This is a genomic window from Actinomyces urinae, assembly GCF_900119695.1.
GTDB classification, from domain to species: Bacteria; Actinomycetota; Actinomycetes; order Actinomycetales; family Actinomycetaceae; genus Gleimia; species Gleimia urinae.
Genome location: NZ_LT632547.1, coordinates 1,124,781 through 1,144,717 on the forward strand (window position 1 = coordinate 1,124,781; position 19,937 = coordinate 1,144,717).

The window sequence follows — 19,937 nt, forward strand, 5'->3', positions numbered from 1 at the left end:
GCACCTACTGTCAAGGCGCGGCTGTGGCGCTACATGCCTAGACTGGAAGCATGAGCTTTTTACTTTTGCTGCTTGCAAACATGGTTGGCATTTGGTTTGCCAGCCTCATAATTCCTGGCATTACGCTACCTTCTTCTGAGGGAGCCGTGCAGGCCATTTTGATTCTGGCCGTTATTGCGCTGGTCTTTACCGCGCTTAACCTGGTTGTGCGCCCCTTGCTAAAGGTGCTCACATTCCCGATCTACATCCTCACCTTCGGCCTGTTCTCCCTGGTGGTTAACGCCCTCATCTTCATGCTGACCGGCTGGGTAACCACCCAAATTGGCTACGGTATGGAGGTCACCGGATTCTGGGCCGCCCTCTTTGGCGCGGTAGTAACAGCAATTTTTTCGTCCATTGCCGGCGCTATTTTGGGCGCCACAGTGGGGTCAAAGAAATAATCTTGCTATAGGACGGCCAGCGTTACCGCCTTGTAAACGTGTAACGCTGGCCGGTAGTTTCACTATTTGCGGTGAGCCCAAGGGCACGCTCACGCCTCTCATTCCACGCCTGCAAGTCCGCGTTCCCCTGTACCTCCGCACTCCTCGCATCTAGCGCATAATGGGTTAGCGAATGCGCCTCTCCTGCCCTCCCGGACGAATAGACCGCGATTTTCGAAGGTGAGGTCTGCTGCTTCGCCCCATCTAAAGACGCTACAAAATCATCGGCATTCTCATAGGAAAGCACGAGTGTTGAGTTTGGAATCGGCATCGTTGAAATAGGAGATCCAGCCGCCACCACACTGGCCACCTGGAAGCGACTATTGAACACCGGGTTTGCCGCCATCGCGCCTGCCACCATGCCGCCCTGCGAATGACCGGCAAGCTCCACCACATCGCCGGGCCGCGCACCCTCCAATTCCAGCGCCGCCATTATCGCCGACTGTTCATCGGCCGGAACCGCGGCCAAGAGCTGCAGATTCGCCTGCAGATCCTTGGGGTTAGGCGTGCCCGGCATCCACTGCTGCGTGCCCCGCACGATCACCGACCAAGATGGCCTTCCCTCCCCGTTGTTGTGACGCAAAATCTCAAACTCGCCGTGCGTAGAGTCATCACCCTTTGCGCCGTCAGCAGTTGGATTCATGCGCATTTCTCGCACACGTTCCACCAAATCGCTGGCCTTACGCGGGGTAGCCACCCTAGAGGGTGGGCCTGAAGTGCCGCCACCGAGCGTCCTCACCGGCAGGATCGTTGCAGTTAACGGCGGGTATAGCACCTGCTGGGCGTCGGAAGAAAGCTTTGCGTCACGGTGCAAGTTAAACCCCTCGAGGCCGTATTTGTACGAGTCGCGGCTCCACACGAGGGCCGGGGTAGCAGATTCAGATCGATGCATGACCAAATTGCCTTTGTATGTTCCCGTTAGCTTCTCGAGCACGGGGTAAACCTGCGTGAGTATCGCCGCTGAACGTTCCAGCGGAGTGTCCGCACCCCGCTGCAACCGCCCGCGCTGCGCCGCGAGCGTAGCGAACGAGACGGCCGTACTTACCCGATAATTTGTGACGTCAGAAAAGCCCCACGTAGCAGCAGTCAGGGCACGCGCATACCAATCCGCATTCGAAATGAGGGGGCTCAGGTGCTCGCCTAAAAGGCTCATACCTGCCTGCGCGCGATCGGCGATCCCCAGGTTGGTTGGCTGCAGGCCAAGCATCTGTGCAAATGTCAGGGTTGCGGCCCCCTCGGCCCCCTCATATACGTCGGCTCCGAGACTTAAACTCGCCGCTAAACAGCTCATGTTTTCGCGCGCTACCTGGAGCAAACCGGCCACGTCCGACAGCTGTGAGCTTGCGTGCAAGTAGCCGGCTCCTCCCATATCAAGCGCGCCGCTGAACCCGCCGGAAAACAATGGTTCAAACTGGAGGGCTCCCGCGCTAGCCACCACCCGGGCCTGAGCCGAATCTAACGCTCCTGCCGCAAGTCCCACCAGGCGCGCCCCATCCCGCACGCTTCCCGCGTTCACGCGCACAGGCCCCGAGTCGATAAACACCGCGCTGCTCATAGCGCCCCCAAGCACGCGGCGCTCATCTGCGCGTAGTAGTTCACCCGAGCAACAACGGCGGCCTCTCGCGCGTCAAACAGGCGGTGGCGCAACTCCACCAGTTGCCCTATCTGGTCGCTCAACGCTGCGTTTGCCGCTCTCGCGGCCTCACCGTCCCAGTCCATGCGCACGCCCGCAGCGTACGAGATCGCCAAATCTAAAGCCTGCAGGCCAGCCTCGGCCTCCAAAATCGCATCCATGATGCAAAACCTAAGAGCTTTGCCAAGCCCGTAGCACAATCAATATTTGAGGTCGTGGACAAGCTCGCACACGCAAGTGTTGTGGACGAGTAGCCAAAAGCCGGACCGGCGTCCAAAACCTGCCCGCTTTATGCCACGATGAAGACATGGCGTATGCAAACGAAACAATGCAAGACATGGCTCAAATGCAGCCTCCAATCGCACTTGGTGCACTAGATGGACGCTACCGCGGCGCGGTGGCACCACTTACCAATTACTTCTCCGAAGCCGGCCTAAACCGCGCGCGCGTATACGTAGAAGTGGAATGGCTCATCTACCTGCTGGACAACAACGTCCTACCTGGGGCGCCCAGCCTCACCGACCCCGAGCGCGACTATCTGCGCGCACTCACCCGCGATTTCAACTCAGGCACCATCGCGGAACTTGCCAAAACCGAGGCCGTCACGCGACACGACGTCAAAGCCGTTGAGTACTACATCAAGAACCGGCTCGAAGCCGCCCCTTCTGTACTTGGCGAAACCAGCCTGCCGAGCCTGCACGAGGTAGTGCACATCTTCTGCACCTCCGAAGACATCAACAACCTGGCCTACGCCCTCGTCATTCAAGCCGGCATACAAAACGTTTGGCTACCCGCCGCTCGCGCCCTCAAGGATGATCTACTTACCCGTGCCCGCGAGAATGCGGACGTACCGATGCTCTCACGCACGCACGGACAGCCGGCTACCCCCTCGACAATCGGCAAAGAACTCGCCGTATTTGCCTACCGCCTAGGCAGGCAGATCAAACGCGTAGAAAACACCGAATACCTGGGCAAAATCAACGGAGCCACCGGCACCTTTGGCGCCCACATTGTTGCCGTTCCAAGCGCCAACTGGTTTGAGATCTCGCGCGGATTCGTAGAGCACCTGGGGCTCACCTGGAACCCCGTTACCACGCAGATTGAGAGCCACGACTGGCAGGCCGAAGTATATGCCGACATTGCGCGCTACAACCGCATCGCGCACAACTTCGCAACCGATGCGTGGACCTACATTTCGCTGGACTACTTCCACCAAAACCTCGCGGCACAAGGATCCACCGGGTCCTCCACAATGCCGCACAAGGTGAACCCCATTCGCTTTGAAAACGCCGAAGCGAACCTGGAGATTTCCAGCGCCCTCCTTGACACCCTCGGTGCCACCCTGGTGACCTCGCGGATGCAGCGCGACCTCACCGACTCCACCACGCAGCGCAACATTGGCGTTGCCATCGGGCACTCTCTGCTTGCCCTCGACAACCTCCAACGAGGCCTGGCCGGCATTGACATTAACGCTGAGAAGATGGCCGCCGACCTTGACAGTAACTGGGAGGTGCTGGGTGAAGCCGTCCAGCAGGCCATGCGCGCGGCGTCCATCGCGGGAGCCAGCGGCATGGAAGATCCGTACGAACGCCTTAAAGAGCTCACTCGCGGCAATCGGGTAACCGGCGATCAAATGCGTGAGTTCATCAAGGGCCTGAACATGCCCAGCGACGTCGAGGAACGCCTGCTTGCGCTCACCCCCGCAACCTACGTTGGGCTGGCCGCAGACGTAATCAACTACGTGGACTAGCGCACTTAAACGAGGAGGCGCGGACCCTGAAAGTCCGCGCCTCTTGACAATTCTGACTACGCCGGGCTGGGCTCAGTTAACGGCTTCTAAGAAATACTCACGGCTTCCACGTAGGATCCGAGGCCGGCGCTCCAAACCGCTCATACAGCTCGTAGGGGCGCGCAACCTCATCTGGAAAATCCAAATCTTTCAAAGTCCACTGCTCACCCGGACTCGACAGCGTCACCTGCAGTGCAACCGGACTCTTGGGCGCCCCATCCCACACGTAGCGAGCCACGCGCTCCAACAAATCCGTGGGCGAAACCGGCATCTGCAAAAGCTCAACCGACGTGCGTACAAGCAGTGGTTTGCCAAACGATTGCTTTGTCTCCACACCAATATCTGCCAGTCCCGGTACGCGCTCCAACTTGGCGCGCAACAGCTTCAACAGCTGCTGATCCTGCCTCGACGCGGCCATCGGCTTCAAATACTTCACCGCTGCCCCCGCGCCTACAGCCGCCACCCCCAGGCCGCCAATGAGTACCGGATTACTAATAGTTGGCATTCTGCGCGAGCGGCGCGCACCCGCCTCAAACTTGTTCACCGGCAAGCTCTCACCCATGCTGCGCACTACCCTGCGCCACCTATCAATGCCAGACAGCGGCCGTGGATCAGTCATCGCGCCTCCCTTTACCCATTCTGCGCTCCTTCCATTGTGCCAGCGCTGGCCGCACCAAAGCGGTAACCCGGCGGTCACTAACCTCTCCACCAACCAGGGAGGGAGGATAAACGCCCTCCGGCATTGCCGCAAACACCTCAATCGCCTCCTCTAAATCAGGAGCCGAACCGCTCAGTAGCTCTTGAACCACCTCGTACACATACACGCGAGAAGACTCACCCTCACGCGGCAAAAATGGCTCAATGCGCGCTACCATTCGCCCAATCCTCGATTGCGGTGACACCTTTGCGCGGCGCTCCATCAAATGAACCGTTTCCGTATAGGTCGACGACGCATGCGCATAAAAGAGGGCGCCCGTACGGGGGCGAATCAAATGCCGGCCCACAACCACGCGATCGTCCACCCGGCGACGCGGGCGACCGTCCAGTGAGGGAACTACGTCCTGATCATGCTCCAACGTCAAAGCCGCAACATCACGAGACACGCGAAGCCTGCGGCCCGGCGTTCCCAAAGTGACCACTGCGCGCACATTCACCTTTCGCGGATGCCTATCCGCCAAAGAAAGCGCCACCATGCCGCCTTGCGAGTGGCCCATTATCGCCACCGGCTCGCGCACCATGTCGCGCTCACTCACGCCCTCCAGTGCCATCGCGTGGCGAAGCGCCGCCACCACACCCGACTGCATTGCTGAAGTGAGGCCCAAAACCTCGCGCACATTCGTCTCCGGATCCGCAGGATTCAGCGTAGACGCGGGGTCCATATGCTCCGTTCCAGGTAGCGAAATCAACCACCTGCGAAGCTGCCCCTCGCCCACACTTGTGATCTTCACCGGCTGACCCATGCCTTCAATCCAGTACATGTCGTCAATATCGGCCGCCATGTCCGTGAGCGTTCGCGGCGCCTCCAACCTGCGCGGACGCACGTTGGGGGTGCCCGTGGGTAAATCCAAGAACTCGCCATCTCGGTACCACAAATTCGCTGTTACCGTACCCCCACGGAACCAGCCCACAGCCGTACCAATGGTCAGATAGCTAACCATCAGTGCCTCAAAATCACGCTTTGGCACCAGTGGGAGCATTCTTGCCGCCCGGCCATCCCTATCCAAACCAAGCGCGATCTTCGCTCGCAGGTAACCTCTGCCAGCCTTTACCGGCACGCGCCACGCCCGCGCAAAAGCCTGCACCACCAGCGTGTCCAAGCCTGGATTATCAAAGAACCGACGCTGCGCGTGCTCCAGCAACTCCTCACCCTGTCGCGCAGAGAACTCTCTCATTACGGCCTTCGCTGCGGGAGGTAGCGGGGCGGCCTCGGCAATCATTGAGAACGCAAAATGCGCCCCCACCTGTGCAACCAGTGGCCCCAACACATCTAGAGCGTCACCCAGCCACATCGTCTCGGGAACCCTGCGCGCCCCATAATACCTGGGCGTCTGCCGGTGCCTACGCGGCGTCACATCCGCGTCTTCCGCTACTGGCGAACGCTGCCAAAAACGCCCAGAAAACAGTGCTTCACGTCGCGCGAGAAGGCGAGAAAGCCGCGATCTGCTGGCCATAACACCATCCCTCCGAGACGAAAACACCTGCTTACCAACACCACTTTAGCGCCCCACTCTACCTGTCGACACTGCAAATTTTGCGGGCTATTCTTGAATGCGGAATACGCGTTTTGGGCGAATATTCGCGCAAAATTACATCTAGGAGAAGCAAATGACGAACATTGATCTAGACGTCAAAGGCATGACCTGCGGACACTGCGTCATGTCCGTAACCGAGGAGCTATCTGAAATCGGAGCCGTCGATTCGGTAAACGTCGATCTTTCCGGTAGCGCCGATGTAGCGTCTAAGGTGCACGTCAGTACCACCGGCGATGTCAGCGATGATGAGCTACGCGACGCTATTGCCGAGGCCGGATTCGAACTGGCAGGTATCAACCGATGACCTCAAGCCCGCTGCCAGCCCGAACTCCACAAGTTGGTGAAGCAACCCGCGAGCGCGCCAAAGACCTAAAGAAGAGGCTGATCGTAGCCGCAGTTTTTGCGACTCCTGTAATGGCCCTTTCTATGGTTCCCGCACTCCAATTCCCCGGCTGGCAGTGGGCGGTGGCCGCAATGTCCGCGCCCGTCGTGGTGTGGGCAGCGTGGCCTTTCCACGTTGCGGCTGCAAGAGCTGCAAAACACGGCTCTTCCACCATGGATACCCTGGTATCCATGGGCGTGATTGCCGCTACGCTCTGGTCCCTTTGGGCCCTATTCTTTGGCGGAGCCGGCCACATAGGCATGACCATGAACATGAGTCTCATGCCCCGCCACGCCTCCACTAACCATGCCGAAATCTATTTTGAGGCCGCCACAATGGTGGTCACCTTCCTCCTTGCCGGACGTTACGCGGAAGCTCGCTCGCGCTACCGCGCAGGAGATGCCCTGCGCTCCCTCTTGGAACTTGGCGCTAAATCCGCCAACCGCGTTAAACCAGAGGGAGGAATAGAGGTTGTGCCCGTTGACGCCCTCCAAGTTGGCGACAAGATTGTGGTTAAGCCCGGCGAGAAGATTCCCGTTGACGGCACTATCGACACGGGCCACGCCGCCCTCGACACTTCTTTACTTACCGGCGAATCCATTCCCGTCCATGTTGGTCCAGGAAACCCGGTAACCGGTGCCACGATCAACACTGATGGTCAGCTGACCATTACCGCTACGCGCGTTGGGAATGAAACCACACTGGCTCGCATCGGCCAGATGGTTACCGCCGCGCAGGCCGGCAAAGCCCCCGTGCAACGCCTGGCCGACCGCGTCAGTGCAGTATTTGTACCCGTCGTTATTGCTATCTCCATCCTGACCCTAATCGGGTGGCTGGTTTTCGGCCCCGGCGTGCAACCCGCATTTACCGCGGCGGTAGCCGTACTCGTTATCGCATGCCCGTGCGCCCTTGGCCTGGCAACCCCAACCGCACTACTGGTCGGATCCGGCCGAGCCGCCCAGCTCGGCATCGTCATTAAAGGCCCCGAAATCCTCGAATCTACGCGCGAAATCGACACCATGGTTCTGGACAAGACGGGAACTGTAACCAAAGCACAAATGCACGTCGCATCCCACTTTGGGTCAGACGAAGCCCTGCGCATGGCCGCGAGCGTGGAAGCCGGTTCATCTCACCCCGTTGCCACCGCAATTACAAACGCATTCGGGACGGCCGCCGAAGCCGAAGGCTTCGTAAACCATGCCGGCTCCGGCGTTTCCGCAACGGTTGAGGGCCAGCGCGTGTTTGTTGGTAGTCCCGCATGGATCCAGGATGTTGGATTCTCCTTGGAAAAAGTCCAGGAAGCTATTTCAGACGCTCAGCGCGCCGGCGCCACGGTCTCGGTAGTTGCAACCACCGACCTCGCCAATGTGATTCTGGGTGAAGAACACCAAGTAGTAGCGGTGGACGCTAACGATTCTGCGGCCGGTAAATGGGCCGTGGATCTTAGCGTTGGAGGGATGACCTGCGCGTCATGCGTGAACCGAGTGGAACGCAAACTCGGCAAAATTCCAGGAGTTAGCGCGCAAGTAAACCTGGCCACCGAAGCAGCTCACGTCGTTCTTGACGACGCAGCAATTACCAATGAGCAACTGATTCAAACCATTGAAAAAGCTGGATACACGGCCTCTTTAACGGGCCGCACGCTAATGCGCGAAGGCGAGGCGAAACACGCTTCGGTAACCACTACAGGCTGGCAAGAAGCCCGCGTTAGTGAAGGATTTGCAACCGCTGTCATTGCTGTCGCGGACGAAGTCAAAGAAACTTCTGCACAGGCTATCTCGCAACTACGAGAGCTGAACATCGAACCCGCACTACTGACCGGCGACAACGAGCATGCCGCCAACCAGGTTGCCCAAGAAGTCGGTATCGATCAGGTTTACGCAAACGTTCTGCCAGATGAAAAACGCGACATCGTAGCCCGTCTGCAAGCTCAAGGACATAACGTCGCAATGGTTGGCGACGGCGTGAACGACGCTGCCGCTCTTGCCCAAGCTGGTGTTCAAGGCCTGGGCATGGCCATGGGTTCGGGTACCGAAGTCGCAATCGAGGCAGCCGACATCACGCTTACCGGCTCCGACCTGCGCTCGGCGGCAACCGCTATCAAGATCTCCCGCAAGACCCTCCGCATCATCAAGCAGAACCTGTTTTGGGCGTTTGCGTACAACGTTGCGGCCATTCCCCTAGCCATCGCCGGCCTCCTCAATCCCATGATCGCAGGAGCCGCCATGGCCGCCTCTTCCGTCATCGTCGTAAGTAACTCACTAAGACTGCGAAGCGCGGAAAAGTAGGCTTACAACAGCGCTAGCCGGAGGTTTACAGAATTTAACTACTTGCAGGCCGTCAGCTCGTACAGCGTTCCCCCGTCAACGCTCTTCACAACTTCAAAACCGTGAGACGTATCCACCCCGTAAAAGCCCGGACGAACCTCAGAGCGCAGCGTGCGGTAGTACGACCTATCTGTACCCTCGTAAAAGTGGGTTACGCCAATCCGGTTAAGAGTTTCACACACGGCCGGATCTGCATGTAACTGATTGAAATTCCCCTGCAAAGCGCGCACGTCCGCATCCACATCTGCGTTCGACAAACCCGGAAACACCACTCGCACACCTCCCAGCGACTGGAAATATACCGTTCCCACCGATGGATCACCCAGCACCAGCGCGTCACTAGGCAACACCGATCCGGCCTCGCGGAACAAATCGAGCTGCTCACTGGACGCCATACCCGCCGGGCCCAGATTCTGCGGGTCGTAAACCGAACGCACTGCCAACGACCTCGAATCAATAGCACCAACGCCACTCAATACGACTATCAGCAACACCGGAAGCACCCTATGCATTGATCTTCTTTGCCGCAACCACACCGAAACGCGCATCGCGCCCAGCGTGAACAAAAGCACCAGTACAACCTGCATAGCGCCCATCAGCCGGCGCGGATCTGAATACCACGGACCGGTCAAAACTTGCAGACCAAAGTCTGGCGCGTACGCCAAGAAAACAAGAACCGCGAACATCGCCCACGTGCCAATCAGCCAGCGAGATTTCGAGAGCTTTCGCGCACGCATCAAACCAAGCACTAGCAACCCGGCAAATACTGCCATCGCAAGCACAAAACCCGGCGTCAACGGGAACGGCGGAACCGGCATAAACGGGCGTACCAGCGCGTCTACAAGTGAACGCCCACGTTCGAACGTGGCCGTTGCAAGCGTCCGCGGATTAAACACCGCGAGCGCCGTCACCAGCAAGGCCCCGCCCATGGCTACACCAAGAAATGCGACCAGGCCGCGGCGACCGGCCTTACGCGCACCGCGCATCAGGCGAACCATCGCAGCCGCGAAGGGGACAAGTACAAACACCAGCGCGTTGAAGAAAGAGATCGGGTGGATCGCGACCGCGCCCAGCGCAGCGAGCAGGAACAGTGCCGTCCAAATCGCGGTGGCGCGCCACTGATTGGAAGCAAACAGGGCTCGCACCCACGCGTTTCCAACCACCCACGCCAGCGTCACCAGGCCGGGCAGTAGCGCCATTGAAACCGCGTTAGGCCACTGCGCGTACATCGACACAAAGTCAGCTGGGAAACTCAACGTAAGCGAGGCGAGCATCGGCGCAGTGAGGGTTGCCATGCGGTTATCCCACAGGTAGTGCACGAGGGCGGCCATCCCCACGATCCACCAAACCAAAAGCGCCAAGGAAGACGTATTCACCGTCTGCACAACAGTTGAAGGCGTTGCAAACAAGGCGGTGAACGCGTGCCACATAGAGGGGTAGTAAGTGTGGGCCTCGTCCATCACAGAGAACATCCGAGACAAGCCAAACAACGAACCGTCGCCCGAATGCACCATCTGCCACACGCCGTTGTAATGGAACGACGGATCCCACTGTTGCAGTGGATTACGCGGGTTAGCAAACACCAGCAGCGGTAGCGCCGCAATCGTAACTGCACCCGCGATAGCGCCAATCAGGGGCCAATCCCACCTCGCAGGCGAAGTTCGGGCAGCCACCGCGCGGCGTCCTCGACGAACAATCAAATCAACCACAAATCCAGCGGATGCAACCACCATAAGCGCGGTCACCGCAAAGCCCGCCGACCAGCGGATACCCAAACGGGGCGCTAGATTAGCTAAAACCGCAAGCAGACCAAACGCTAGGAGCGGAGCGGTGGCAAGATGCACCAGGGTACCCACTCGCCGATCCGAAAAATGGAAGCTGAACACGCGCATCCACATCCAACCTGGAAGCGCCACAACCAGCAACATTGCCACCAAAATCGGCAGCTGCAAAACCCAGTCCATCCGCTAACCTAACGCCGGTTTTACTCCGAATCAGACAAAGAGGTAGAAGCCGAATCAGATGAGGACGATTTCTCCTCGTCATCGCCAACAACAGTCTCAGCAATCTGCTCCGCCACATCGAACTCATTCTTGCTACGAATACGGTGGAGCACGTACTCGAATACCATCGGCAAGAGTGACACGAAAATGATCACGAAAATGATCACCGTCAAATTGTCATGAATAAACGCCACGCCGCCCAGCGCCGCTCCCAACAGCGTGAGGCCCGAACCCCACAGCAGTGCACCCAGCAGGTTCCACAACGTGAACCGCATGTGGTGATAACGCGCAATACCCGCCGCAATCGGCACGAACGTACGCACAAACGGCACAAAACGGCCGATCACCAACGAGCGTCCCCCGTAGCGCACAAAAAAGTTCTCCGCCTGCACCAGATACTCGGTTTTCAACACCCGCGCATCATCCTTAAACAAGCGTCTACCCCAGTGATGGCCAATGTAATAACCCACCTGCGAGCCCGCTACCGCGCACACCGTAATCGTCGCCACCAACACAAACAGGGACAAACCCAACTGCGAATGCAGCAAACCCGCGGAAAACACCAGAGAATCGCCCGGCAAAACTGGAAACAACACGCCCGACTCAATAAACACAATCAGCGCGACACCAGCCAACACCCACGGCCCCATCGCTACTAGCAGCGTCTCCGGATCCTTAAACCACTCAATCACCGTCTCCAACCAAGACGGCGCACCCGGCATCACCTGCAAAACCAAATCCGAAATCGCATCAGCAAAAGCAAAAGTAAGCGACAAGGAATCCCCCTAACAACAGTTCGACAACAGCCTAACCGCGCCCACAAACAAAGCCTCAACGCAAAACACAAGTGTTGTTAGGTTCACCAAAAACCACTATTTGGCCAACTCAACGTAAGCTGTAACCATGAGCGCAACCCCAGTCAACTACGAGCCCACGCCCGTATCGCGCCTATGCGGCCCCGTACTCGTTGCCGACCGGCGCAGCACTCGCGTGCGTCGCACCCGCGACCTCATTGACACTACTCTGGCGCTTCTTACCATCGCGCTCATCATCTTCATCGGCGCCTTCGCCCAGTCCACCACCATCGCCGTCACCGAAGACGTCCGTAGCGCTCTATCCGGAGTACTCCGCCAAATCCTGCTCCTGCCCCTCACGCTCGTCGAATCCGTCGTAGTCCTAGCCGCCCCCATATTCATCATCGTTCAACTAGCCATCCGCGGACGGTTGCGCCAAATCGTTGAAACCATCATCACCACAACCGTCGCTGCACTCCTCATGATCGCGCTGATCTCCGCCGGCCCCCACCTCCCCTCCGAAATCACCGGACCCCTAACCATCACGAGCATCACCGGCACACATCTGGCCCTCGACACCCTCATCGCCGTCCTTGCCGCATTCCTTACCAGCGCATCCGAAGCCTCCGAATCCAAAGCCGTGCGCTACACGTGGATATTCCTCTACGCCATGGCATTCATCTACGTGCTTCGCGGCACCCTCACACTTCCCTCCGCCCTTGTCACGCTCCTTATCGGACGAGCCATTGGACTACTTTCACGCTACGTCCTGGGCTACCGCGAAGAACGCGGCGGCCCCACCGACCTCGTTGACGGACTCCTCCAAATCGGCATCACGCCCACACGCATCGTTCGTGCCGACCTCGACACCGAGCAGCACCCCCTCGAAACCACCATCGTCACCGAAAAACCCGGCGACCAAAACAGCTGGAGCTCCGCCTACCTGCCCCTCATCGAAAACCCCGAAGCTGCGTCCGAACACGATCCCGGCACTCTCGAATTCAGCACCTTGAAAAGCCTTGCCGCCGAGTCCGACCGCCACTACGTCTGCTGGGATACAACCGGCACCCAATACGACCTCATCGTGCTCGACCCTGACACCGAATACACCTCCCTCATCCACGACCTGTGGAGCAACATCCGTCTCAAGAACCTCAGCCGATGGATTGCGCCATCCCTGCAAGCCACGGCTGAGCGCGGCCTGCTCGTCAAAATCTCGGCACATAACGCCGGCGTTATGACGCCCAAACCCATCGCCGTCACCTCCGCCGGCAGCTCTGTATTCACCGTCCAAGAACCCGTCTTCGACGCCACCCCCCTAACCGAACTTCCCCCCGAACGCATCACCGACCAAATCCTTGACCGCTTCTACACCGAACTGAAACGAGCTCACCGCCGCGGCATCACACACCGCTCCATCACCGCCACCTCACTAGCCGTAGATGAAGGCGACCGCACATGGATCCTCGGCTGGGACGAAGGCCAAGTTGCCACCTCCAACGTCAACCGCCACATTGACATTGCGCAAATGCTCACCGTCCTCGCCCTCATCACCACACCTGAACGCGCCCTCGCCTCCGCGAACCGCGTATTCGGCCAACGCACCCTGCAACTCACCGCGCCCGTACTTCAAAAAGTTGCGCTCCCCGCACCCACGCGCGCGGCGTTACGCCGCTCCGGCCTGCTTACCGAATTACGGCAAAACATGATTGGCGAGATTCCTCCCCAACAAGTGCCTGAAACACCGCTCACTCGTTTCTCACTCAAAACCGTCATCCTCGCCATCATTGGCGTCATCGCACTGTGGGTCATCCTCGGCTCCCTCAACTTCGAAGCCGTATACGAGGCCGTGCAAACCGCCAACCCCTGGTGGATTCTTGGCGCCTTCGCCCTCGGCCTACTCACCTACGTGGGTGCCGCCATGCCACTGTCCTGGTTCGTCCCTGAAAGACTCCACCTACGTGAAACCACGCTCGTTCAGATTGGCGCGTCCGTCGTATCGCTCGTTGCCCCCGCCGGAATTGGACCCGCTGCCCTCAACCTGCGCTACCTAAATAAACGCGGCGTCTCCACACCCGTTGGTCTAGCCACGGTTGCCCTCATTCAATTCACCCAATTCGCCACAACCGTCATCACGCTACTACTCGTCATCCTTGTAACCGGACGTTCCACAACCCTCGAAATTCCATCCGGCACCCTTGTCTACGTGATAGGCACAGTAGTCACAATCGTGGCTATCATCCTCGTCATCCCTAAGCTGCGCAACATGATCTGGGAAAAAATCCAGCCCAGCTGGAACCAAATCTGGGAACGCCTCGTGTGGGTAGCCAGCCAGCCAAAACGCCTAGCTATTGGCGTACTCGGCAACCTCATCATGACCGTCTCCTACATCGCGGCATTCGGCGCATCCCTCGCCGCATTCGGCTACAGCCTCGACGTCACCACGCTGGCCATCACGTTCCTTGCCTCCACCTCGCTCGGCTCCGTCATCCCCGCACCGGGCGGCATCGGCCCCGTCGAAGCTGCACTCACCGCTGGCCTCACCGTCGCGGGTATCCCCTCCGGTATCGCCATCTCCACCGCCCTCGTCTACCGCCTCGTAACCTTCTACGCCAGGGCCCCACTAGGCTGGATCGCCCTGCGCATCCTGCAGCGCCGCAACCTCATCTAACCTTCAAAAATCAGTGATATGGAGACACCAGACTGGGAAACAACCAATAATCCAGGCCGAAGATGACAAGCCACGCAAGTTATGTGAGTGTTTAGACATGGAAAAGACTTCAACCACCACTCTCAAGAACATCCTGATCGTCATCACGATAATCCTCGCCATGGTGATCTCGTTCTTCCTTGGCCGCGCAAGCGTTAACACGCCAGACGTACAGCCGGCACCAAACGAACAGGCGACAGCCGCGGAAAAACCCGAAGCCGCGCAAACGCAGGATGAGCGCCCCCAATACTCCGACTCGCAGGAAAAGCCCGAAATCCTGGAGCTACTTCGCGCCCAACCGCGGCGCGAAGACGGTGACCCGCGCGCAATGGGCAAAGTGGATGCGCCCGTCGTTATGGTGGCCTACGAAGACTTCTCCTGCCCCATGTGCACCGTCTTCTTTACCAACGTCTACCCGCAGCTCAAACCCCTCGTTGACGAAGGCAAACTGCGCATCGAGTTCCACGACCTCACCATCTTCCCCAACTACGGGTCCGACAAAGCCGCACACGGCGCAAGAGCCGCCGCAAACCAAGGCAAGTTCTGGGAATACACCGAAACCGCCTACGACATGGCCGGAGCTGGCAACCACCCCACCTACGACGACGCAAAAGTCCTCGAAATTGCCCAGACCATTGGTATTACCGACCTAGACAAATTCGAAGCCGACTACAAAGCACCCGAAACTGCGGCCTCCGTCAAGGAAGAAACCGACCACGCCATGATGAACATCGGCATCACCGGCACGCCATTCTTTATCATCAACGACGCGGTAATCTCAGGTGCCCAACCCGTCGACTACTTCATCAACACCATCCAGCGTCAGCTAGAACTAGCAGGCTAACCCATGGAAATCAGCTACCTAGCTGCCTTCCTTGGCGGCGCCCTCATGATCTTTGCGCCCTGCGCCGCCATGCTCCTCCCCGCGTTCTTCGCGTACGCCTTCACCTCGCGAAAAACGCTGCTCGCCCGCACCCTTGTATTCGCCCTCGGCGTCCTCATCGTGCTGGTCCCTCTCGGAGCTTTCGCAGGTAGCCTCGGAGCCCTCATCCGTAGCTACTCTCAAACAGTGACCCTGGTAGCTGGTCTGCTCATCATGGCGCTCGGCATCATCCAAATGTTCGCCATTTCTATACCCACGCCGCGCTGGGCATCCTCCCTCATGACCCCTAAATCAGCGGGCAATCAAGAGGACGGTGCGGTGGCGCCCACCAACCTTGCGGTATTCCTGCTGGGCATCGGCTATGCCATCGCCGGCGTGGGGTGCTCCGGGCCCATCCTCGGCGCCGTCCTCTCCTTCGCCACCCTCGGCGGCTCCACCCTAACCGGAGCCCTGCTCATGGCTACCTTCGCGATAGGCATGGTCCTGCCCGTTGGCCTCCTCGCCCTCCTGTGGGAACTGTTCAACCTCAGTGAAAAAAGCTGGCTCAAACCCAAACCCGCCAAACTACTTGGCCGGTGGACCACTCGCATGAACATCATTTCCGGCACCATCTTCGTCATTCTTGGCGCTCTGCTCGTATTCTTTGGCGGACAAGCCGGACTGCCCTCCATCCTCACCGCAACGCAACAAGTCGAACTAGAATCAAAGATCATAAACAGCGTTGCCGGCGTGCCCGGATGGCTCTTCTTCGCATTCGCAGCCGTCCTCATCGCCCTCATCGCCATAACCGTGAAAGAAAGGCGAAACCGTGGCAAATGAAACGCGAAGGCTCTGGATCAACCTGCTGCTCCAGTACTTCGCCGTATACGCCCTCGTTTTCGCAACCACCCTTGCCGGCCACCTTTGGGTAGTTTCCAACGGCTACGAGCCTCTTCCCGCCCTGTTGCGTCTGCGCGAACCCATGTTCGCCATTTACGAGGTTGCAATCCCTATGATCCTCGGGGCACTGCTCGTCAAATTCTTCGCGATACGCGCCCACCTCACTCACGTCATCTGGCGCGAGCCCGAATACGTTCTCCCCAAGAACGGGGGCAAGGCTCCCACGTATGCGCCGCCCCTCGACACCTCCGATGATCTTCTGCTGGGCAGCGCGCTATCGTCAGAACCCGAACCGCTCTACGAAATCAACATGCAACCACGCATTTCGCGCCTGTGGTGGCTGGCTGGAACACTCGCAACACTCGGCGCCCTGGTCGTCATCACGTTCGGCCTTGCCGACAACGAAGTCACCCCCACGGGTGCCATAACCGGCCTCTTCGCTGCATTTTGCTGGGCATTCACCCAGGAATACCTTCTGCGCGGCCTCGTGATTGCTTGGGCTCGCAAACTCGCCCGCACCGACGCAAAACCGTTGCTTGCCTCTTTACTGCTTTCAATCCTGTGGATGATTCCCATCGCCGCCACTGCACCCACCCTCACTAACGGCGTGATTCTAGTAATCCTCGGACCTGTTCTGGGCGCCGGCACTCTCGCTCTGCGTCGCATGTTCACCACGCTATGGGCAGCAATCGCAGCTCAATTCCTGTTCATCAGCGCGTTCTACGTGCTGATCTAACTAGCGGCGCTCAACCACCCTTGCGGGCACAGCCGGATTCGCAGGTGCCTGCGTGACCTCCTTTGCGTCCCCCATCACCTCTTTCAAATACCCGTAATACGCGGCATTTACCTCATTCGACAGAAGTGATTCCGGGTGATCCGCCTGATTGTAATTCGCAGCAGCATACACATGGTTCGTGTCCGTATCCAACACGAGGCCGGTATAACCCACCTCATCCACCGTTGCTGCTCCCTTAGCGGGAACCGTAATGGTTGCTTGGGCAATGTAACCGTTCTGCGTTCCCCACCCCATGTGCGGCCCCATGTTTGACACGAGGTTGCCCGTACCGAAGAACGCCCACATTCCCCGGCCCTCGACTCCGCCTTCGAACTGCTGGAGCGGTTGCGGCACGTGCACATGGTGGCCGAGGTAAAGATCAACCACGCCAGAATCTGCAAGCTTTTGCGCCCACTCCACCTGCTGCTGCGATGGTTCCGCCTGATATTCAATGCCACCGTGCGCGGAAACGATCACCACATCCGCCCCCTCGCTGCGCGCTTGCTTTGCCAACTGAATCATGCGGTCCGGGTTATCGATGTTCACCAGCCAGGGGTTTTGCTCAACCTCGGGAACGTACTCATAGTTCAACCCGTACGTATAGGCGAGGTGGGCAACCAAAATCTTGCGGCCCGCGCGTTCAAGCTCGTAATACTGGATAGGAGACTGCTCGGCAGACACCGACGTGCCCACAGCTCCCAGACCGTTCTCCTTTAGGATCTCCACCGTCTCAACCAGGCCATCCCAGCCTCGATCCCACGAATGATTCGAGGCGGTTGAACAACCGTCGTACCCCAAATCAACCGTTGACTTAGCCCACCCAGCCGGCGCGGCAAAAACCGGGTACCCGTGCGCAGAAGCCTCATCTCGCGTCAGCGGAACCTCCTGATGACAAAGCGCCAAATCCGCGCCCTTTATAAATGGCCTTATATCCGCCACCAACGGCGCGTAATCATAAGAACCATCAGCCTGAATCGAATGCTCCACCACCGGCATGTGCGAGAGCACATCACCCGTACCCACAACCGTGAAAGTCACCGGCTGGACCTCAGGCTCAGTGGGCTGCGTAGCCGCAAGCGTGGGCTGCGTTTCGACAACCGGATCGGCCTCGCGCGAAGGCGAACAAGCGGTCAACGCCAGCGTGGCAGCCAACTCCAAACCAATCAGTGGTCTAAAGGACCTCACAAAAACCACCCGCCCTCACTATCGCTAGTCGTACAAGTCACCACTAATAGCTGTAGAAATGGCAGTCTCTACCGCCTCGTCAAACCACGAAATATCCGCTCCACGATACGGATTTACCCCCGTATAGCGCGGCGACTCCCCATTATTCACGAGGCCAAGCACCTCGGCCCACGCAGGAATGAACTCGCGGTGATAAACGTGGCCGTGCCCATCCGCCGCCAAACCGGCAACGGGCAAATCCGCAGTGACTTGGATAAACGTGGCAAGGCGCGTCCACTGCATGTCCGGATTCAAATCCGAAGGCGGACGCTCCTTAAGCCAATCCGGCTCGCGCCGGATAATGTGCGTGTTCCACCACACCACCGGGTCCGTAGCATGCTGCAACACCGCAACCCGCGGATACTGCCACTGAGGCAAGTCACGCCCATAAATATCGGCCCGCAAATCCTCGGCCTTCGTAGCAAAACGAATATTATGGCCGCTACTCACCACCGGCGCGATCATCGGGCTACCCCCATTGCGTTCGCGCGTCATCTTCTCCCACAACCGCGTCACATTAGGCGTTCCCGCCCACACCGCACCATCCACATTTTCGAGCAAGCTAGCTTCGTCCTCAAAAATTGACTCCGACCCAAACGCGCCCAAAGACACGCCCTGAAGATAAACCGCGGGACGCTCATCCTCGGGAAGCTTATTCACTTCATCCATCACAGCCTCAAATAAGATTTTCGAGGCCGTAATCGGCTGGTCGAATTCGCGCAAGAACGCGATTGCAGAAGGCACGTACGAATACTGTGTTGCGACAATCGCGCAATCTCCGCCGGTCAAATACTCAAACGGCTGTACAGACCATTCTTCCACCCAACCGGTGCCCGTAGTGGTCACAATCATGAGCGCCGAACGCGACAGGGCGCCCGTGCGCTGCATCTCGGCAGCCACCACTCGGGCGCTCTCCTCCAAACTGCGATGCTCGGCCAAACCCGCATAAATGCGGATCGGCTCCATCGCCTCCCGGCCCGTCACCTGCTCGATCTGCTGCGCTCGCGGACCCTTGGACAGGAATCTTTTGCCCTGTTTGCCAATGTTGTCCCAATTCTCATACGAGTAGATCGAGCCTGACCGCTGCGGTAAAACCGGACGCGTCACGCCCGGCTCTTCCGCCTGATCCACTGCCGCAAACGCGCGATACGCGTACTCCATTCCGCGCGTGAACAACACGTCTGAGATCAAGAAAGTGGACAGCACAGCCAGAATCACGGTAGCCACAATGCCCGCACCCCACCTGGGAAGCAGGCGTGACGCCCATTTTGCAACCCAGCGCCACAGTCCAACAATCAAAATCGCGAGCCCTGCGATTACCGCGGCCGTCAATATGGCCATCGCGGTTGCAGCCAGATAGTCAATAACACTTAGAGGCGTAAAACCCATGAGTTTGGCAGCGCGATTATTTGAGATGAACGACCTCGCCAGCATCCACACAGCCCACGCACCGATGGCTAACGAGAGTATCCATTTGCCGGCCCTCACCCACTTCGGGTTAGCGCTGATCCGCACGTCAGCGCCCCGCCAAATACGATTCAGTAACCAGCCAGCCAGCGCACCAACCGCGTAACTAACCTCGATCACGATGCCCGAGACCACGCCTTGCCACCACCACATGCGTGGCAACAGAGACGGCGACATCGAGATTACGAACATTATCGCCGCAAGCGCCACCCCAGCCCTCGACGATGGCGAAAACACTGAGAGCGTGGATACGAATCGCTTGAAACGCGACGTACTTTCGCGTGCAAGCTCCACGTTTGTTTGACGAGCTGTATCCACGCTCTCGATCTTATGGGACAAG

At 58.6% G+C, this 19,937-nt stretch carries 16 protein-coding genes; 8 read left to right on the top strand and 8 right to left on the bottom strand.

Going from position 1 to position 19,937, the window contains the following annotated elements; all coding sequences use genetic code 11:
- Positions 1 to 50: 50 nt before the first annotated feature.
- The gene (locus BQ7114_RS06490) at positions 51 to 440 is read left to right on the top strand and encodes a phage holin family protein (RefSeq protein ID WP_072343458.1); all 390 of its coding nucleotides are present in this window, start codon (positions 51 to 53) and stop codon (positions 438 to 440) included.
- Positions 441 to 462: 22 nt separating this feature from the next.
- Here BQ7114_RS06490 and BQ7114_RS06495 read toward each other — a convergent pair whose 3' ends face one another.
- Entirely contained in the window at positions 463 to 2,034 is a 1,572-nt protein-coding gene (locus BQ7114_RS06495; RefSeq protein WP_072343460.1) for a hypothetical protein, read from the bottom strand.
- Positions 2,031 to 2,273: a hypothetical protein gene (locus tag BQ7114_RS06500; RefSeq protein WP_072343467.1), complete on the bottom strand. Its 243-nt coding sequence runs from the start codon at positions 2,271 to 2,273 to the stop codon at positions 2,031 to 2,033. Before BQ7114_RS06500 ends, BQ7114_RS06495 begins: the two co-directional genes overlap by 4 nt.
- Positions 2,274 to 2,440: 167 nt before the next feature.
- Between BQ7114_RS06500 and purB the strand changes: the two genes are divergently transcribed.
- Positions 2,441 to 3,862, top strand: a complete 1,422-nt coding sequence (gene purB, locus BQ7114_RS06505) for an adenylosuccinate lyase (protein ID WP_072344894.1) — start codon at positions 2,441 to 2,443, stop codon at positions 3,860 to 3,862.
- A gap of 97 nt (positions 3,863 to 3,959) precedes the next feature.
- Here the strand turns inward: purB and BQ7114_RS06510 are convergent, their stop codons facing one another.
- Both BQ7114_RS06510 and BQ7114_RS06515 read right to left on the bottom strand, forming a co-directional pair.
- Positions 3,960 to 4,520 carry a hypothetical protein gene (locus BQ7114_RS06510; protein WP_072343473.1) on the bottom strand — a complete coding sequence of 187 codons (561 nt, stop codon included), beginning with the start codon at positions 4,518 to 4,520 and terminating at the stop codon, positions 3,960 to 3,962.
- A complete protein-coding gene (locus tag BQ7114_RS06515; RefSeq protein ID WP_143236815.1) occupies positions 4,513 to 6,072 on the bottom strand; it encodes an alpha/beta hydrolase family protein in 1,560 nt (519 codons plus the stop codon). The genes BQ7114_RS06510 and BQ7114_RS06515 overlap by 8 nt, the downstream gene beginning before the upstream one ends.
- A 154-nt stretch (positions 6,073 to 6,226) precedes the next feature.
- Here BQ7114_RS06515 and BQ7114_RS06520 point away from each other — a divergent pair, with 154 nt between their 5' ends.
- Both BQ7114_RS06520 and BQ7114_RS06525 read left to right on the top strand, forming a co-directional pair.
- On the top strand, positions 6,227 to 6,457 hold the full coding sequence (locus tag BQ7114_RS06520; protein ID WP_072343480.1) for a heavy-metal-associated domain-containing protein: 231 nt from the start codon (positions 6,227 to 6,229) through the stop codon (positions 6,455 to 6,457).
- Positions 6,454 to 8,823: a heavy metal translocating P-type ATPase gene (locus BQ7114_RS06525; RefSeq protein ID WP_072343483.1), complete on the top strand. Its 2,370-nt coding sequence runs from the start codon at positions 6,454 to 6,456 to the stop codon at positions 8,821 to 8,823. The genes BQ7114_RS06520 and BQ7114_RS06525 overlap by 4 nt, the downstream gene beginning before the upstream one ends.
- Before the next feature lie 38 nt (positions 8,824 to 8,861).
- Here BQ7114_RS06525 and BQ7114_RS06530 read toward each other — a convergent pair whose 3' ends face one another.
- Positions 8,862 to 10,826 carry a DUF6541 family protein gene (locus BQ7114_RS06530; RefSeq protein ID WP_072343486.1) on the bottom strand — a complete coding sequence of 655 codons (1,965 nt, stop codon included), beginning with the start codon at positions 10,824 to 10,826 and terminating at the stop codon, positions 8,862 to 8,864.
- 20 nt (positions 10,827 to 10,846) lie between these two features.
- On the bottom strand, positions 10,847 to 11,587 hold the full coding sequence (locus BQ7114_RS06535; protein ID WP_072344897.1) for a DedA family protein: 741 nt from the start codon (positions 11,585 to 11,587) through the stop codon (positions 10,847 to 10,849).
- 181 nt (positions 11,588 to 11,768) lie between these two features.
- On the opposite strand from BQ7114_RS06535, the gene BQ7114_RS06540 reads away from it, so the two are divergent.
- The 4 genes from BQ7114_RS06540 to BQ7114_RS06555 all read left to right on the top strand — a co-directional run bounded on the left by BQ7114_RS06540 (position 11,769) and on the right by BQ7114_RS06555 (position 16,867).
- Positions 11,769 to 14,330, top strand: a complete 2,562-nt coding sequence (locus BQ7114_RS06540; protein WP_072343489.1) for a lysylphosphatidylglycerol synthase transmembrane domain-containing protein — start codon at positions 11,769 to 11,771, stop codon at positions 14,328 to 14,330.
- Between the two features lie 97 nt (positions 14,331 to 14,427).
- The gene (locus BQ7114_RS06545) at positions 14,428 to 15,213 is read left to right on the top strand and encodes a DsbA family protein (RefSeq protein WP_072343492.1); all 786 of its coding nucleotides are present in this window, start codon (positions 14,428 to 14,430) and stop codon (positions 15,211 to 15,213) included.
- Between the two features lie 3 nt (positions 15,214 to 15,216).
- The gene (locus tag BQ7114_RS06550; protein WP_072343495.1) at positions 15,217 to 16,071 is read left to right on the top strand and encodes a cytochrome c biogenesis CcdA family protein; all 855 of its coding nucleotides are present in this window, start codon (positions 15,217 to 15,219) and stop codon (positions 16,069 to 16,071) included.
- Positions 16,061 to 16,867, top strand: a complete 807-nt coding sequence (locus BQ7114_RS06555; protein WP_072343498.1) for a hypothetical protein — start codon at positions 16,061 to 16,063, stop codon at positions 16,865 to 16,867. Before BQ7114_RS06550 ends, BQ7114_RS06555 begins: the two co-directional genes overlap by 11 nt.
- Here BQ7114_RS06555 and BQ7114_RS06560 read toward each other — a convergent pair whose 3' ends face one another.
- Together BQ7114_RS06560 and BQ7114_RS06565 are read right to left on the bottom strand one after the other, a co-directional pair.
- Positions 16,868 to 18,091 (bottom strand): CapA family protein, encoded by a 1,224-nt coding sequence (locus BQ7114_RS06560; protein WP_143236817.1) that lies wholly within the window; start codon positions 18,089 to 18,091, stop codon positions 16,868 to 16,870.
- Positions 18,092 to 18,115: 24 nt separating this feature from the next.
- Positions 18,116 to 19,915 carry an alpha/beta hydrolase gene (locus tag BQ7114_RS06565; protein ID WP_083431773.1) on the bottom strand — a complete coding sequence of 600 codons (1,800 nt, stop codon included), beginning with the start codon at positions 19,913 to 19,915 and terminating at the stop codon, positions 18,116 to 18,118.
- Positions 19,916 to 19,937 lie beyond the last annotated feature (22 nt).